This is a genomic window from Gemmobacter fulvus, assembly GCF_018798885.1.
Lineage (GTDB): Bacteria > Pseudomonadota > Alphaproteobacteria > Rhodobacterales > Rhodobacteraceae > Gemmobacter > Gemmobacter fulvus.
Genome location: NZ_CP076361.1, coordinates 602066 through 618425, shown reverse-complemented (window position 1 = coordinate 618425; position 16360 = coordinate 602066). Strand labels below are relative to the sequence as shown.

The 16360-nt window shown below is 64.5% G+C and carries 16 protein-coding genes; 10 read left to right on the top strand and 6 right to left on the bottom strand.

The window, feature by feature from the left end; translation table 11 throughout:
* From nuoN to KM031_RS02955, 4 genes are read left to right on the top strand one after another with little or no spacing between them, the layout of a single operon-like run.
* The gene (gene nuoN / locus KM031_RS02970) at positions 1-1440 is read left to right on the top strand and encodes an NADH-quinone oxidoreductase subunit NuoN (RefSeq protein ID WP_215503075.1); all 1440 of its coding nucleotides are present in this window, start codon (positions 1-3) and stop codon (positions 1438-1440) included.
* A complete protein-coding gene (locus KM031_RS02965) occupies positions 1430-2200 on the top strand; it encodes a biotin--[acetyl-CoA-carboxylase] ligase (protein ID WP_246566768.1) in 771 nt (256 codons plus the stop codon). The genes nuoN and KM031_RS02965 overlap by 11 nt, the downstream gene beginning before the upstream one ends.
* Before the next feature lie 15 nt (positions 2201-2215).
* Positions 2216-2995, top strand: a complete 780-nt coding sequence (locus tag KM031_RS02960) for a type III pantothenate kinase (protein ID WP_215503074.1) — start codon at positions 2216-2218, stop codon at positions 2993-2995.
* Positions 2992-4668, top strand: coding sequence for a ribonuclease J (locus tag KM031_RS02955; RefSeq protein ID WP_215503073.1), 1677 nt, complete (start codon positions 2992-2994; stop codon positions 4666-4668). The genes KM031_RS02960 and KM031_RS02955 overlap by 4 nt, the downstream gene beginning before the upstream one ends.
* A 110-nt stretch (positions 4669-4778) precedes the next feature.
* Here KM031_RS02955 and KM031_RS02950 read toward each other — a convergent pair whose 3' ends face one another.
* The 5 genes from KM031_RS02950 to KM031_RS02930 all read right to left on the bottom strand — a co-directional run bounded on the left by KM031_RS02950 (position 4779) and on the right by KM031_RS02930 (position 10873).
* Positions 4779-6416, bottom strand: a complete 1638-nt coding sequence (locus KM031_RS02950) for a DEAD/DEAH box helicase (protein WP_215503072.1) — start codon at positions 6414-6416, stop codon at positions 4779-4781.
* 137 nt (positions 6417-6553) lie between these two features.
* Positions 6554-7564 (bottom strand): glycosyltransferase family 2 protein, encoded by a 1011-nt coding sequence (locus KM031_RS02945; RefSeq protein ID WP_215503071.1) that lies wholly within the window; start codon positions 7562-7564, stop codon positions 6554-6556.
* A gap of 226 nt (positions 7565-7790) precedes the next feature.
* The gene (locus tag KM031_RS02940; RefSeq protein ID WP_215503070.1) at positions 7791-9389 is read right to left on the bottom strand and encodes a peptide chain release factor 3; all 1599 of its coding nucleotides are present in this window, start codon (positions 9387-9389) and stop codon (positions 7791-7793) included.
* 56 nt (positions 9390-9445) lie between these two features.
* Positions 9446-9862 (bottom strand): LppP/LprE family lipoprotein, encoded by a 417-nt coding sequence (locus KM031_RS02935; protein ID WP_215503069.1) that lies wholly within the window; start codon positions 9860-9862, stop codon positions 9446-9448.
* A 33-nt stretch (positions 9863-9895) separates the two neighbouring features.
* Entirely contained in the window at positions 9896-10873 is a 978-nt protein-coding gene (locus tag KM031_RS02930; RefSeq protein ID WP_215503068.1) for a Hint domain-containing protein, read from the bottom strand.
* 281 nt (positions 10874-11154) lie between these two features.
* Here KM031_RS02930 and KM031_RS02925 point away from each other — a divergent pair, with 281 nt between their 5' ends.
* Both KM031_RS02925 and KM031_RS02920 read left to right on the top strand, forming a co-directional pair.
* Positions 11155-11934 carry an SDR family oxidoreductase gene (locus KM031_RS02925; RefSeq protein WP_215503067.1) on the top strand — a complete coding sequence of 260 codons (780 nt, stop codon included), beginning with the start codon at positions 11155-11157 and terminating at the stop codon, positions 11932-11934.
* 98 nt (positions 11935-12032) lie between these two features.
* Positions 12033-13136 carry an ABC transporter ATP-binding protein gene (locus tag KM031_RS02920; protein ID WP_215503066.1) on the top strand — a complete coding sequence of 368 codons (1104 nt, stop codon included), beginning with the start codon at positions 12033-12035 and terminating at the stop codon, positions 13134-13136.
* On the opposite strand, the gene KM031_RS02915 is transcribed toward KM031_RS02920, so the two are convergent.
* Positions 13133-13537, bottom strand: a complete 405-nt coding sequence (locus KM031_RS02915; RefSeq protein ID WP_246566767.1) for a helix-turn-helix transcriptional regulator — start codon at positions 13535-13537, stop codon at positions 13133-13135. The two genes, KM031_RS02920 and KM031_RS02915, sit on opposite strands and share 4 nt — an antisense overlap.
* 151 nt (positions 13538-13688) lie before the next feature.
* Here KM031_RS02915 and KM031_RS02910 point away from each other — a divergent pair, with 151 nt between their 5' ends.
* The 4 genes from KM031_RS02910 to KM031_RS02895 are packed head-to-tail and all read left to right on the top strand — an operon-like array spanning position 13689 to position 16243.
* Positions 13689-13901 (top strand): twin-arginine translocase TatA/TatE family subunit, encoded by a 213-nt coding sequence (locus KM031_RS02910; RefSeq protein ID WP_215503065.1) that lies wholly within the window; start codon positions 13689-13691, stop codon positions 13899-13901.
* A 46-nt stretch (positions 13902-13947) separates the two neighbouring features.
* Positions 13948-14517 (top strand): Sec-independent protein translocase protein TatB, encoded by a 570-nt coding sequence (tatB, locus tag KM031_RS02905; protein WP_215503064.1) that lies wholly within the window; start codon positions 13948-13950, stop codon positions 14515-14517.
* Positions 14514-15389: a twin-arginine translocase subunit TatC gene (tatC, locus tag KM031_RS02900; protein WP_215503063.1), complete on the top strand. Its 876-nt coding sequence runs from the start codon at positions 14514-14516 to the stop codon at positions 15387-15389. The genes tatB and tatC overlap by 4 nt, the downstream gene beginning before the upstream one ends.
* Positions 15386-16243 carry an ATP-binding protein gene (locus KM031_RS02895; RefSeq protein ID WP_370879077.1) on the top strand — a complete coding sequence of 286 codons (858 nt, stop codon included), beginning with the start codon at positions 15386-15388 and terminating at the stop codon, positions 16241-16243. The genes tatC and KM031_RS02895 overlap by 4 nt, the downstream gene beginning before the upstream one ends.
* The last annotated feature ends 117 nt before the right edge of the window (positions 16244-16360 follow it).

The following is a 16360-nucleotide window of genomic DNA, read 5'->3' as shown; positions in this document are numbered from 1 at the left end:
ATGAACGCGTCTGATTTCAACATCGTCCTGCCCGAGGTCGCCCTTGCGGTCTATGCGATGGGGGCCCTGCTGTTCGGGGTCTATACCGGCAAGGACAAGACCTCGACCTTGATCACCTGGGCCACTGCCGCGATGTTCGTGGCACTGGCGCTGTGGATCGGTGTCAGCGGCGAGGGTGCGCGCACGGCCTTTGGCGGCATGTTCAACGATGATCCCTTTGCGCGCTTTGCCAAAGTCACTATCCTGCTGTCCGCCGCCGCTGTTCTGGTGATGAGCGAGGATTACATGCAGCGCCGCGCCCTGGCGCGGTTTGAATACCCGATCCTAGTGGCGCTGTCGGTCATCGGCATGATGATGATGGTCTCTGCCGGCGATCTGATGGCGCTGTATATGGGGCTGGAGCTGCAATCGCTGGCACTGTACGTCGTGGCTTCGATCCGCCGCGACAGCGCCAAATCGACCGAAGCCGGCCTGAAATACTTCGTCCTCGGCGCGCTGTCCTCGGGGCTGCTGCTCTATGGCGCATCGCTGACCTATGGCTTTGCAGGCACTACGCTGTTCTCGGGCATCCTGTCCACGCTGGGCGATGGTGTGCCGGTTGGCCTGCTGTTCGGCCTTGTCTTCATGCTGTCGGGCCTTGCGTTCAAGGTCTCGGCCGTGCCGTTCCATATGTGGACGCCGGATGTCTATGAAGGCTCGCCCACGCCGGTCACCGCCTTCTTTGCCACCGCCCCGAAAGTGGCAGCGATGGCGCTGTTGGCGCGGCTGGTGCATGATGCCTTTGGCAGCGTGCCGAGCCAGTGGACGCAGGTGATTGCCGTGCTGTCGCTGCTGTCGATGTTCTTCGGTGCGATTGCGGCGATCGGTCAGCGCGACATCAAACGGCTGATGGCCTATTCCTCGATTGCGCATATGGGCTATGCACTGCTGGGTCTGGCTGCCGGGACGGCGATGGGCGTGCAGGCAATGCTGGTCTATCTGGCGATCTATGTCACGATGAACGTCGGCACCTTTGCCTTCATCCTGTCGCTGGAGCGGGACGGCAAACCCGTGTCGGATATTGCGGCCCTGCACATGCTGTCGAAGCGCGAGCCGATGAAAGCCTATGCCGTGCTGGCACTGATGTTCAGCCTTGCCGGCGTGCCGCCCTTCATCGGCTTCTTCGCCAAATGGACGGTGCTGACGGCGGCGGTGGATGCCGGGCTGACCTGGCTGGCTGTGGCCGGGGCGGTCGCCTCGGTGATCGGTGCCTTCTATTATCTGCGCATCGTCTATTTCATGTTCTTCGGCAAGGAATCCGAAGGCGTGGAAAGCCGGATGAGCCCGGTGCAATGGCTGGCCTTTGTCGGCACCGTGCTGATCGTGGTGTTCGGTGCGGCGGTGCAGCTGTTCGGCATTGATCCGATCGCGGCTGTCGCGGCGGAAGCCCTTGTCCGCTAAGCCCGGCGTGACCCCGAACTGGCCCGAGGGCGTGGCACGCCACGCCCTTGCCAGCGTTGACAGCACCAATGCCTATGCGGCGACGCTTGCGCCGGGCCTGACCGGCCCGGCTTGGGTCTTGGCCGCAGAGCAGACTGCCGGGCGTGGCCGTCGGGGCCGCCCCTGGACCAGCCCGCAGGGCAATTTTTACGGCTCTCTGGTGATGAAACCCGCAGGCCCGCCCGATCAGGTGGCGCTGCGCTCATTTGCTGCGGCCTTGGCCCTGCATGATACCTGCGTCAGCCTGACCGGCCTGCCGCAGGCTTTTGCGTTGAAATGGCCGAATGACGTGCTGCTGAATGGTGGCAAGCTGGCGGGCATCCTGCTGGAAAGCGTCGGGCAGGGGGCGGCGGTCTCGCATCTGGTGATCGGCATCGGCGTCAACCTGATCGGCGCGCCACCGCCTGAGGCGGTGGAGCCGGGGGCGGTAACGCCAGTCAGCCTGCTGTCGGAAACCGGGCTGCGCATCACGCCCGAACGCTTTCTGGAACACCTCGCCCCGGCCTTTGCGCAGTGGGAAGCCACCTTTGCCACGGCGGGCTTCGCACCGTTGCGCGCCGCTTGGCTGGCCCGCGCCGCCCGGATCGGCGAGCGGATCCGCGCCCGCACCGGCAGCACAACCCGCGATGGCATTTTCGAGACGATTGACGCCAGCGGCGCGCTGGTGCTGAACATGAGCGGTATGCGGGTCGCGATCCCCGCCGCCGAGGTTTTCTTCTGAGGGAAGGGGGCATCCATGCTGCTCGCCATCGACTGCGGCAATACCAACACCGTGTTTTCCATCTGGGACGGGGATCGGTTCATTGCGACCTGGCGCATCGCGTCGGATCACAAACGCACGGCGGATGAATATTTCGTCTGGCTGTCGTCGCTGATGATGCTTACCAGAATTGACGCGCAGATCACCGAGGCGATCATTTCCTCGACCGTGCCACGGGTCGTGTTCAATCTGCGCGTGCTGTGCAACCGCTATTACGATTGCAGACCGCTGGTGGTGGGCAAGCCGGAATGTGCGCTGCCCGTGGCGCCGCGTGTCGATCAGGGCACGACGGTCGGACCGGACCGGCTGGTGAACACCGTGGCCGGGTTTGACCGGCATGGCGGTGATCTGATCGTGGTCGATTTCGGCACCGCCACCACCTTTGACGTCGTCGACATTGACGGCGCCTATATCGGCGGGGTGATTGCGCCCGGCGTCAACCTCAGCCTCGAGGCGCTGCATATGGCGGCGGCGGCGCTGCCGCATATCGACATTGCCCGCCCGCTGACCGCCATCGGCACGAATACTGTGGCCTGTATGCAGGCTGGCGTGTATTGGGGCTATATCGGCCTCGTTGAAGGCATCGTCCGCCAGATCCGTCTGGAACGCGACCGCCCGATGAAGGTCATTGCCACCGGGGGGCTTGCCCCCCTGTTCCAGCAGGGAACCGAGCTATTTCATTCGGTGGAGGACGATCTGACCATGCATGGCCTCGTCCTCATTCACCGTTACAACAAGGAACTGGAAACCCAATGAAAACCAACCGCCTGATCTACCTCCCCTTGGGCGGCGCCGGCGAAATCGGCATGAACTGCTATGTTTATGGCTATGGTCCCGAAGACCGCGAACGCCTGATCGTGGTCGATCTGGGCGTGACCTTCCCCGATATGGATACGACACCGGGTGTCGATCTGATCATGGCCGATATTGCCTGGCTGGAGGCGCGCCTTGACCGGATCGAGGCGATCTTCATCACCCATGCACATGAGGACCATATCGGCGCGCTGAGCCATCTTTGGCCCAAGCTGAAGAAAAAGGTCTATGCCCGCCGCTTTACCGCCGCCATCGGGCGGCTCAAGTTCGAAGAATACGGCCTGCCGCTGGATGTGATCAACACCGTGGAGGCCCGCCCCGCCGTGGTCGAAGCCGGACCATTCCAGGTGCAGTTCGTGCCGGTGGCCCATTCGATTCCCGAAAGCTCGGCGCTGATCATTGACACGCCTGCGGGGCGGATCGTGCACAGCGGCGATTTCAAGCTGGATGAAACCCCGATCGTGGGCGAGGGCTGGAACCCGGCGCTGTTCCGCGAGATTGCGGCGGAACGTCCGGTGAAAGCGCTGATGTGCGACAGCACCAATGTGTTCTCGCTGCATGCGGGCCGGTCGGAATCGACGCTGGCCGATCCGCTGCATGGGCTGATCGCCAATGCGGGCGGCATGGTGGTGGCAACCACCTTTGCCTCCAACGTGGCGCGTCTGAAGACCCTGGCTGAAGCGGGCCGGGCGGCGGGGCGCTCGGTCTGTCTGCTGGGCCGCGCGATGCAGCGCATGGTGAAGGTGGCGACGGAAACCGGCGTTCTGACCGGCATGCCGCCGACCATCCCGTCCGAGGCGGCGCTGGAAGTGCCGCGCGGCAATCTGATGCTGATCGTCACCGGATCACAGGGGGAACGCCGCGCGGCCACTGCGCAACTGTCGCGCGGGCGCTATCTGGGGCTGGAGCTGAAAGAGGGCGATCTGTTCCTGTTCTCGTCCAAGATCATTCCGGGCAATGAACGCGATGTGCTGCGCATCATGAACAGCTTCTCGGAAATGGGCGTGGATGTGGTGGATGACACCAATGGCCGCTATCACGTCTCGGGCCATGCCAACCGCCCCGATCTGGAAGCGGTGCACGAGATCCTGAAACCGGCGATGCTGATCCCGATGCATGGCGAACACCGCCATCTGCGCGAACATGCGCGTCTGGCCACGCTGCGCGGCATTGCCGCCGAGATTGCCACCAATGGCATGATGATGGATCTGACCGGCGGCGCGCCGGAAGTGGCGGAGTTCATCGAAACCGGGCGGATCTATCTGGATGGCTCGGTGCTGATCGGCGCGCGGGATGGCGTGGTGCGCGACCGGATCCGTATGGCGCTGAACGGGCATACGCTGGTCACGGTGATCCTGGATGAACAGGACGAACCGCTGGGCGATGCCTGGGTGGAACTGATGGGCCTGCCCGAAGTGGGCAAGCGCGGCTCGGGTCTGGCCGAGATGATGGAAACCGAAGTGACCGAGTTCCTGGGCACCGCCCCGGCCAAGGTGCTGCGCGATGATGACAAGCTGGAAGAGGCGATCCGCCGGATCGTGCGGCAGGTCGGCGTCGAAGAAATCGGCAAGAAACCCGAAGTCACCGTGGTGGTCAGCCGCCTGACCGAAGGCTGAGGCGCACCATCGCCCGACTTCCAATAGAAAAGGGCGCCTGCGGGCGCCCTTTTGCATGGGGGAGGCCCGGCAGGGCGGGCATGAAAAAAGGCGCCCGAAGGCGCCTCTTTTTATTCTGCGTCGGCGCGTTCGGCCTCGGGGGCCGAGACCTCAAGATCATCCGGGGTTGACTCGCGCAGTTTGAAGCTGCGCAGGATGAAGTCGGGCACATGGTCGCCCATGCCCACCACACGGTCATCGCGGTCGTTCCGGTTGCGGTAATCGCGGCGCTCGCCCGAGGGGGCGGCGTGGTGATGGCCGTGATGGCCGGTGCCGTGATGCGCCACAGCGCCATGCGGGGCAGGGCGCGGCGAGTCGCGACGCTCGTCACGGCGGTCATCCTTGCGGTCCTCGCGGCGGTCGTCTTTCCGATCGTCGCGGCGCGGCTCTTCCTTGCGGGGGGCCGGGGCTGCGGCAACGGCGACGGGGGCGGTTGCGGCCTGCGGCTCTTCCTTCGGTTTGCGATCATCGCGACCGGATCTGGAGCGGCTGTTTTTCGGCCCGCGCTCGTCCTTGCGCTCGGGGCGCTCGGGTTTGGCACCCGGTTCCGGCAGGGTGAAGCCTTCGGGCAGCACACCGCGCGGGATCGGCTGTTTCACCAGCGCTTCGATATTCGCCAGATATTTGTCATCAAAGGGCGTGGCGATGGTATAGGCCTTGCCCTTGCGCCCGGCCCGGCCGGTGCGACCGATGCGGTGCACGTAATCTTCGGGATGCGAGGGCACATCGAAGTTGAAGACATGGCTGACCGCCGGAATATCAAGGCCACGCGCCGCGACATCCGAAGCCACCAGCAGGTGAACCGAGCCATCGCGGAAGCCATCCAGCGTCTTGGTGCGGACCGATTGATCCAGATCGCCATGGATCGGCGAGGCGTTGAAACCATGCGCTTTCAACGACTTGGACACCACATCGACATCCATCTTGCGGTTGCAGAAGATGATGGCGTTGGTGCAGGCTTCGCCTTCCTGCTTGATCAGCGCGCGCAGCACGGCGCGCTTGTCGGCAAAGCTGCGATCCTTGCGCGAGGGCGTGATCTGGATCAGCTGCTGTTCGATGGTTTCCGAGGTGGTCGACTGGCGCGCCACTTCGATCTTCACCGGGTTCGACAGGAAGGTATTGGTGATCCGCTCGATCTCGGGCGCCATGGTGGCCGAGAAGAAGAAGGTCTGCCGGGTGAACGGCGTCAGGCTGAAGATGCGTTCGATGTCGGGGATGAACCCCATGTCGAGCATCCGGTCTGCCTCGTCCACCACCATGATCTGCACGCCGGTCAGCAACAGCTTGCCGCGTTCGTGATGGTCGAGCAGGCGGCCCGGGGTCGCGATCAGCACATCGACGCCACGGTCGATCAGCTTGTCCTGTTCACCAAACGCCACGCCGCCGATCAGCAGCGCCTTGGTCAGTTTGGTGTGTTTGGCATAGGTGTCGAAGTTTTCGGCCACCTGTGCTGCCAGTTCGCGGGTGGGGGCCAGCACGAGGCTGCGCGGCATCCGCGCCTTGGCTCGGCCCTGCCCGAGCAGGGTGATCATCGGCAGCGTGAAGCTCGCTGTCTTGCCGGTGCCGGTCTGGGCAATACCCAGCACATCGCGGCCCTGCAAGGCATGAGGGATCGCCTGCGCCTGAATGGGGGTCGGAGTTTCATAGCCGGCTTCCGCTACGGCTTGCAATACGCGCGGGTCCAGCGCGAGGTCGGAGAACTTGGTCATTTACGTCCTGTCACAGCGGGATCGGCCCGCAGGAGATAAGAAGGGACGCAAGTTGTCCGGGCGCCCCGGCATCATGGCTGTATCAGCCTGTTGCCGGTTACCCGAAATATGGCCGCGAGTCAAGCAAGCGCCCGGCGTCAGGGATCAAGGTAATCCTTGTAACTGCCGACAAGCGGCACATTTCCCTCGAATTTCAGGCAATCGCGGCGCAAAAGCCGGGCTTCGGCGTCTTCCATCAGAATCACGAACTTTTCCTTGTGCAACCCGATGCTCTGCCGTCTGAGCCGCATCAGCTTGCCCTTGGAGGCCGCGTCCAGCGCGCGGATCCGGTCGAACATGCGGGGCAGCCAGGGCTGCATGCTGTCATCGCGCACAAAGTTGCGGTTGCGCAGCGCCCAGTATTTCAGCCCGACCTCGCGGTCGTCCTGATGCGCCGAACCGCGCCGTGTTTTGACCAGAAACGTGTCCAGATCGCGCACGATGTAATGGTTGATCTGCGCCAGCCGCTGCCCACCCGGATCGGTGGAGTTGTAATTCTTTACCTTGTATTGCTCTGGCAGCAGGCCAGAGCCATTGGTCACGCGCGGCGTGAAGGTCGATCCCTTGGGCAGTTGCGGGCGGTGGATGCCCGGGCGCACATAATGGGCCGGACGGAACAGGCATTTATAGGCGTTGAAGCTTTCGTTATCCTCCATCAGATAGTCGGCCATGGTGAAACGCTCTGTCTGCATGCGAAAGCTTTGCAGCCGCTTGCCCGAGGATCCGAACAGCCGCCAGTTGACCTGCATCAGATCGCTTTCGGGGGCGGCGGCGACGAAATCCGCCAGACGGCCATCGCCGGTCTTGACCACCAGAAACTCATCCAGATCCAACGCCATCGCCCAAGCGGCGGCCTTGTATTCGGGCAGGGCCCCGGCACGGGCATAGGCGCGCACCTGATGGCCACCGCGCCCGGCATGGTTCACGAAATACTGGATCACCCCCATCGCCTGCAACAGCGACAGGATTTCATGGGTCAGATCGTCGGAATCGTTCTGATAGATGACAATATCGGTGAAGCCCACCTCAAGGTGATGCGCCACCCATTCCAGAATGAACGGCCCTTCGTTCTTTGCCGTGCCAACCAGAAAGGCGCGCGGTGCCGTCATGCTTCCTCCAACGCTCTGCGGGCTCCAACACTCTGCGGCCACTGTCACCCGGATCCGCCAACAGGGGCAAGACCTATGCGCCTTGCCCGCTTTGTGCTAGGCTTGACAGGCTGAAAATGCGACTTTGCGCGCGCGGTTTCAAAGACGGCGCGGTTTTCCTGTGCGGATTTAGTGACGGCTGGGGGCAGCAGCTGGCGGTGCGCAAGCTGTGCTGCCCCTGTCGTGCTTACACCATCATCTCTTTCGTCGCGGTCAGTTTCAGCTCGGGGTGATCGCGTTCCACCCGGTCAATGTCCCAGCGCAGGCGGGTCAGGTAGACCAGATCGCCGTCGTTGTCATAGGCGACATGGCCCTTGTTGACGTTGACGAATTTCTCCACATCCGCCTTCGCCCCGGTCAGCCAGCGCGCCGAGGTGAATTGCGACGGCTCGAACCGCACGGGCAGGCTGTATTCCTGCTCGATCCGGCTGGCCAGCACCTCGAATTGCAGTGCGCCCACCACGCCCACGATGAAGCCGGAGCCGATCATCGGTTTGAACACCTTGGCCGCACCTTCTTCGGCGAATTGCATCAGCGCCTTTTCCAGATGTTTGGCCTTCATCGGATCGCCCGCCCGCACGCCTTGCAGCAGTTCCGGCGCAAAGGACGGGATGCCGGTAAAGCGCAGCGCCTCGCCCTCGGTCAGCGCATCGCCGATGCGCAATTGCCCGTGGTTGGGAATGCCGATGATATCCCCGGCCCAGGCCTCTTCGGCCAGTTCGCGGTCGGCGGCCAGAAACATCACCGGGTTGGCAATCGCCATCGGCTTTTTGGTGCGCACATGGGTCAGTTTCATGCCGCGTTCAAAATGCCCCGAGGCGAGGCGCACAAAGGCCACGCGGTCGCGGTGCTTCGGGTCCATATTGGCCTGAACCTTGAACACCACGCCGGTCACGGCGGATTCTTCGGGGGCCACCTTGCGGCTGGCGGTGGGCTGCGGCTGCGGTTCGGGGCCGAATTTGCCGATGCCGTCCATCAGCTCTTTCACCCCGAAAGAGTTGATGGCCGAGCCGAACCAGATCGGTGTCATCGAACCGTTGAGCAGCGCCGCGCGGTCAAAGGCGGGCAGCAGCTCGCGCGCCATCTCCAGCTCTTCGCGCAGCTTTGCCAGCATCGCGGCGGGCACATGTTCAGCCAGTTTGGGATCGTCCAGCCCGTTGATCTGGATGGTTTCGGCCACGCGGTTGCGGTCGGCGCGGTCCATCAGCTCCAGCCGGTCGTTCAGAATGTCATAGCAGCCCAGAAACTCGCGCCCCGATCCGATGGGCCAGCTTGCGGGCGACACGTCAATGGCGAGGTTTTCCTGAATCTCGTCAATGATTTCAAAGGTGTCACGGGCCTCGCGGTCCATCTTGTTGCAGAAGGTCAGGATCGGCAGATCGCGCAGGCGGCAGACCTCGAACAGTTTGCGGGTCTGGCTTTCCACGCCCTTCGCCCCGTCGATCACCATCACCGCCGCATCCACAGCCGTCAGCGTGCGGTAGGTATCCTCGGAGAAATCCGAGTGGCCGGGCGTATCCACCAGATTGAAGCGGTATTCGCGGAAATCGAAGGACATGGCGCTGGCCGAGACCGAGATCCCGCGCTCCTGCTCCATCTTGATGAAGTCGGAGCGGGTGCGCCGCGCTTCGCCCTTGGCGCGCACCTGCCCGGCCATCTGGATCGCCCCGCCGAACAGCAGGAACTTTTCGGTCAGCGTCGTTTTGCCGGCGTCCGGGTGCGCGATGATCGCGAAGGTCCGGCGGCGGGCGATTTCGGGCGGGAGGGTGGGGCGGTTGTCAAGCATGGCGGGCGTTTACCGCAAAGGCGCGCGCCAGTCCACAGACTGTAACCATGGCAGCGTCACAGCGGCAGGCGCAGATCATCCTCACCCGAGGGGCAGCAATGCGGATCCTCGGGCAGATAGCGGAACATCGTCACCACAAGGTCGGTGCCCTCGCGACGGGCGGATTTGATGCCCTGCGGCAAGGTCATCTCCCGCAGGCGGGTAAAGCCGGTGCCTTCGGCTTGATAGATCACATGCGCCAGCATGGCGGCATTGCCCCCGCCCATCGGGTAGGCAGCCTGCACCAGCAGATCAGCCAGACCATCGCCGGTCAGATCGCCTGACCAGGCGCGCACATAATCGGGCGTGTCGGGGGCGGCCAGATCGGCGCTGACCGTGGCCGGAATGTCGGACACCTCGACCAGCTCCTGCGCCAAGGCCGGGCTGGCCAGCAGGCAGATCCCGATCAGCGCGTGCCACAAGCCCTGGATCATGGCGGTTCCTTCCGGCAAAAAGTCGCGCGGGCGTCAGGCCTTGGGCCGCGCCTTCGCCTTTGGCCCAACCTGCGCCGAGGGGGTCAGCAGGTCAAGCATCTGCCGCCCGGCCTCGGTGCCGAAATGCTGATGCTGGCTCAGCCCCGGGAACTGCGCCTTGACCTCGGCTGACAGCTCGACCGGCAGGCGCGACAGCGTGGCCTCTGTCACCATCAAGCTTTCGGCGGGGATGCCCTCGGCATAGATGATCTCGTGCCGGTCAAACACCAGACTGAAGTAATCGACATAAGCGCCTTCGCGTAGAAAGATCGTCTCGCCATTCACCAGATGTTTGGCCTGCACCAGCACTTCAGAGGTGGGTACGCCCTTGGCGCGGTTGCGCTGATAGAGGAACATGCGGTGGTGCTGGCTGATGATCAGATCGCCCGCATTGCCCATGGCCCCGGCACTGATCACCACCGGGGCAAAGGCCCCGACCGCCCGCAGCGTGGCATGGCCAACCCAGCGCACCGGCTGGGGGCCGTGATCGCGGGTCAGCACCCTGTCGCCCTGCGCCAGAGTCTCGATCCCGCGCTGGGTGCCATCGGCCATGGTGATCAGCGTGCCACGCGCGAAGCTGACGCAGAGCAGATCCGACAACGGCGCGGCTTCGGGCGCATCTTCCACCTTGACCAGCGCATATTCGATGCCCGCGCCCATGGGGGACATGGGCAGGGCATAGATGCCCGCCGCCGTGCCATGCAGCGCCAGAACCAGCAATTCGACCCGGTTGCCGTCATCACCCATCAGCGTATAGCGCCCCAGCAGATCGACCACATCGCCGGGCGTGCCGATGGCCGAACCGGCGGCGACATGCTGCGCCCCGGCTTCGCGCGCGACCACCAGCCGCAGCGCCTCTTGTCCGCGTTCCAGCTCGTAGATGTCGCCGGGGCAGACCTCGGCGGGCGCGCTCAGGCTGTCGCCTACATTGGCCCCAGCCGCCACGTAAACGGCATCCGCAGGGAAAACCATGCAGGCCTGTCCGGGTAGATCATAAGGGGTGCGACTGTCCGTCATGGGGCGGGGCCGTTCATCGGATGGAGGGACGAAAACGCGCGGGCAGGCCATCCCGATCCTGCCGCGCCCGTGTCTTTGGCACATAACATCACGGCAATGAAGCAAAATTCGGGCATCGCGGCGCAGAGTTGGACACAGAAGCGTCAGCAGCGCCAGAAAGACAGCGGCCATAACGCGGCCTTCAAACCCGCGGCGCGCTGGTCTAGGCTTGGTCAAACGCAAACGGGAGAACGGGCATGGATCTGTGGATTCGGGGAAAGACGGCGCTGGTCTGCGCATCGTCCAAAGGCTTGGGCCGGGGCTGCGCCGAGGCGCTGGCCGAAGCCGGTGTCGATCTGGTGATGAACGCGCGCGGCGCCGAGGCGCTGGAGGCGGCGGCGGCAGAGATCCGGGCGGCGCATGGCGTGCGTGTGACCACGGTCGCGGCGGATGTCACCACCGATGCGGGCCGGGCCGAGGTGCTGGCGGCGGCAGGCGCGGTGGATATTCTGGTCACCAATGCCGGTGGTCCGCCGCCGGGGATGTGGAGCGACTGGACGCGCGATGATTTCATCCGCGCGCTGGATGCCAATATGCTGACGCCGATCGCGCTGATGACGGCGCTGTTGCCCGGCATGATCGACCGGGGCTGGGGAAGGGTGGTCAATATCACCTCGCAATCGGTCAAGGCGCCCATTGCCCAGCTCGGCCTGTCCAATGCCGCGCGCACCGGGCTGACCGGCTATGTGGCGGGCACCTCGCGGCAGGTGGCCCCGTTCGGCGTGACCATCAACAACCTGCTGCCCGGCATCCATGACACGGATCGCGCCACGGCGCTGGATGGCGGTGTGGTCAAGGCGCAGGGCATCAGCATGGATGCGGCGCGCACGCAGCGCATGGCGACCATTCCGGCGCGGCGCTATGGCACCTCGGCTGAATTCGGCGCGGCTTGTGCGTTCCTGTGTTCGGCCCATGCCGGGTTCATTGTCGGGCAGAACATCCTGCTGGATGGTGGTGCCACCAACGCAACGCTGTGACCGGGCGCACCGCAGCGGCGGCGCGGGCCGGTGCGGTGCTTGTCTCTGCCTCTGCGGGCTGTTAGGCAGATACCCGATCAATTCTCTAGGGATAGCCCGTGCCCAACACGCCCGCCCGTCTGGAAACCCGGTCGCTGACCCGCCGCTTTGGCGGGCGGGCGGTGGTGGATGCGGTCAGCCTGACCATCGCGCCAGGGCAGGTGACCTGCCTGCTCGGCCCTTCGGGCTGCGGCAAATCCACCACGCTGCGCATGATTGCCGGGGTCGAAACGCCGGATGACGGCCAGATCCTGATCGACGGGGCCGAAGTGTTTGGCCCCGTCACCGCCCTGCCGCCCGAGGCGCGGGGCATTGGCCTGATGTTTCAGGACTTCGCGTTGTTTCCGCATCTGACGGTGGCGCAGAATGTGGGCTTCGGGCTGAAGGCCGACCGGGCCGCCCGCAGCGCCCGCATCGGCGAATTGCTGGAGCGGGTGAACCTCTCCGGCTATGGCGACAAACATCCGCATCAGCTTTCGGGTGGGGAACAGCAACGGGTGGCGCTGGCACGGGCGCTGGCCCCGCGCCCGCGTATCATGCTGATGGACGAGCCGTTTTCCGGCCTCGACAACCGCCTGCGCGACGGCATCCGCGACACCACGCTGGAAGTGCTGAAGGAAGAGGGCGCGGCGGTGCTGCTGGTCACGCATGAGCCGGACGAGGCGCTGCGCATGGCCGATGAAATCGCGCTGATGCGCGGCGGGCGCATCGTGCAGCGCGGCTCGCCCTATCATGTCTACAACAGCCCGGCAGACAAGGCTGCGGCGGCGTTTTTCAGCGATATCAACGTGATCCGGGGCGTGTCGCGCGGGGCGCTGACCGAAACACCCTTTGGCGAGTTTCTGACGCCGGGCCATGCCGATGGGGCCGAGGTGGATATCATCATCCGTCCCCAGCATCTGAAGATCGACTTTGACCGCGCCGGACGGGGCCCCAATCCGACGCCGATGGATGGCACGCCCGCCCGTGGCACGGTGCAGCGCGCCCGGTTTCTGGGCCGCGAAAGCCTTGTGGAATTTGCGATGGATTTCGAAGGTGCCAAACTCACCGCCTCGGTGCCGGGGGTGTTCTTGCCCAAACCGGGCACCGTGCTGTGGCTGATGATCCGGCGTGACCGCTGTTTCGTGTTTCCGGCGCAGCGCGCCAGCCACGCCTCAGCTTAGCCCGCCTCGCCCTCGGCCCCGGTCTGTGGCAGGACGGCGGAGATCTTTGCCGCCAGACTGCGCGCCCCGCGCGCCACGTCACTGTCCGCCGCCTCGGAGGTCTGGCTCAGGAACAGTTGCAGCGCCACCAACTCGTCGGTGGTCAGGATCAAGGGCGGCAGCGTCACCGGCGCGCGCAGGATATAACCCACGCCGCGTTCGCCCGTCACCGGCAGGCCCGAGTCGGCCAGCACCGCCATATCGCGCCAGATCGTGCGGGTTGAGACGCCCAATTGCGCCGCCAGATCGCCCGCGCGGTGCAACCGCCCGTCGCGCAGCAGCTGAATCAGATCATACAGGCGGTCATTGCGGCTCATGCCGGGCAGGGTGCGCGCAAGCCGGGCGGGCGTCAACCGGGGCAACTGACATCTTGCTGTCAGCAGCGCGCGGCTGTGCCGCCAAAGCCTCTGGTAACGCCGCCCGCTTTGCGCGACACAACATCAGTCACCGGCGCATCGCACTGCCGGATCAACTGCAATCGGCCCCCGAACCGGGCGTGCAAGGAGAACTGCCATGCTCAACAATATCGGCCTTCCCGGCCTGCTTCTGATCGGTGTCGTCGTGCTCGTGCTGTTTGGCAAGGGCAAGGTCAGCTCGCTGATGGGCGAAGTCGGCAAGGGCATCAATGCCTTCAAGAAAGGCGTCAAGGAAGAGACCGCCGAAATCGAACGCACCGATGCCGCGCTGCGCGACGTGACGCCGACCCCCGAAAAAGACAAGGTCTGATCCCCCAAAGGGGATGGCACGGCACACGCCCGGAGGCACCTGAAAGATGTTCGATATCGGCTGGACCGAACTGATGGTCATCGGGGTGGTGGCGCTTATCGTCATCGGACCGAAAGACCTGCCGGAAATGTTCCGCACGCTGGGGCGGTTTACCGCCAAGGCGCGGTCGATGGCGCGCGAATTTCAGCGGGCGATGGAAAGTGCCGCGGATGATACCGGCCTGCGCGATGTGGCAGATGATCTGCGCAAGGCCACCTCGGCGCGCAGCATGGGTCTGGATGCGGTTAAAAACGCCGCCACCAAATTCGAGGCCTGGGATCCGCTGAAACCGAAACCGGGCACTTCGGCCGTGCCGGACCCCGATGCGCCTGCGGCCCCGGCGGCTCCGCCCACCGCTGCCGCCACCATCGCGGCCGGAGCGGCAGCCACCGCCGCACCCGTGGCCGCCGAGGCGGTCGCAGCGGCACCGCTGGGACCCGCCACCACGGCCCTCGCCGAAGAGGTCGCCACCAAACGCGCGGCGCGTCTGGCAGAGCAGGCCGCAAGGCAGGCCCAGCCCAAGACCGATGCGCCCGCCCCCGCAGGCGCGGCCCCCGAAGGACATGAGCAGGCATGACGAGCGACAATATCGAAGACAGCAGCGCGCCGCTGATCGAACATCTGGCAGAGCTGCGCAATCGCATCCTCTATGCGCTTGGCGCGTTTCTGGTGGCGATGTGCCTGTGCTTTACCGTCTGGAACCCGATCTTCAACTTCCTGACCCAGCCGATCTGCGACGCGCTGGCCGCGCGCAATCAGGAATGCGGGCTGATCCTCGTGAAGTTGCAGGAGGGCTTCTTCGTGGCCATCCGCATTTCGGTGATGGGTGGCTTTGCGCTGTCTTTCCCGGTGATCGGTTATCAGCTTTGGCGCTTTGTGGCTCCCGGCCTTTATCGGTCGGAAAAGAATGCCTTCCTGCCCTTCCTCGTCGCCTCGCCGCTGATGTTCCTGCTGGGCGCGGCGTTTTCCTATTACATCGTGCTGCCGATCGCGTTTGATTTCTTTCTGGGCTTCCAGCAGAACTTCGGCGCAACCGAGGCCGATGTGGCGGGCGAGGTGGTATCCAGCGCGCCGGCGGGGGTGCTATTCCAAGGCTCGATGGAGCAATATCTGGCGCTGACCACCAGTTTCGTGATGGCCTTCGGACTGTGTTTCCAGCTGCCGGTGCTGCTGACGCTGATGGGCAAGGCCGGACTGATCTCGTCCAAGGGTCTGAAGGCGATGCGCAAATATGCGGTCGTGCTGATCCTGATCGTGGCGGCGGTGGTCACCCCCCCCGACATGATGAGCCAGATCATCCTCTTTGCCGCCATCTATCCGCTGTATGAAGTGTCGATCTTCCTGATCGCGCGGATCGAAAAGAAACGCGAGGCCGCGCTGCGCGCCGAGGGCCTGTGGGTGGACGAGGATGAAGACGAAGCCGACGCGGATGCAGGAGCGCATAAATGAGCTTTGACAGCCTGCCCAGCGACGCCCTGACCCGGATTGCCGAGGCGCTGGAGCGTCTGGCTCCGCCCGCCCATCCCGCGCCGGAGTTTTCCGGCGCGGAGGCCTTCGTCTGGCACACCAACCCCGACCGGCTCGATCCGGTGGCGAAAGTCTCGCGGGTGGCGCTGGAGCTGTTGGTGGGGGTGAACCGGTCGCGCGATACGCTGTTTGAAAACACCCTGCATTTCGCCAAGGGCCTGCCCGCCAACAATGCCCTGCTCTGGGGCGCGCGTGGCATGGGCAAATCCAGTCTGGTGAAAGCCGTGCATGCGGCGGTGCGGGCACGCGGGCTCGATTTGAAGCTGGTGGAACTGGCGCGCGAGGATCTGCCCTCGGTCGGGCGGTTGCTGAAGCATCTGCAGGCCGCTCCGGCCCGTTTCGTGCTGTTTTGCGATGATCTGTCGTTCAGCCATGATGACCAGCATTACAAAAGCCTGAAGGCGGTGCTGGATGGCGGCATCGAAGGCCGACCGGAGAATGTGGTGCTCTATGCCACTTCGAACCGCAGGCATCTGATGCCGCGCGATATGATCGAGAACGAGCGGTCCAGCGCCATCAACCCGTCGGAAGCGGTGGAGGAAAAGGTCTCGCTGTCGGATCGGTTCGGGCTGTGGCTGGGCTTCCACCCCTGTTCGCAGGATGAATATCTGGCGATGATTGATGGCTATTGCGCCGCTTACGGCGTGCAGGTGGCGGCGGATGTGCTGCGGGCCGAGGCGATCGAGTGGCAGGCGACGCGCGGCGCACGCTCGGGCCGGGTGGCCTGGCAGTTCTTCACCGATCTGGCGGCGCGCCAGGGTGTCGCGCTGGCCTGACCGCAACGGGGCCCGGCTCTCGGGGGCATCGAGCCCCCTCGGGCCGACTGCCGTGGACCCATGACAGGCGGGGGCAATAAAAAGGCCGGGCAAGTGCCCGGCCTTTCTGTCTGTGAG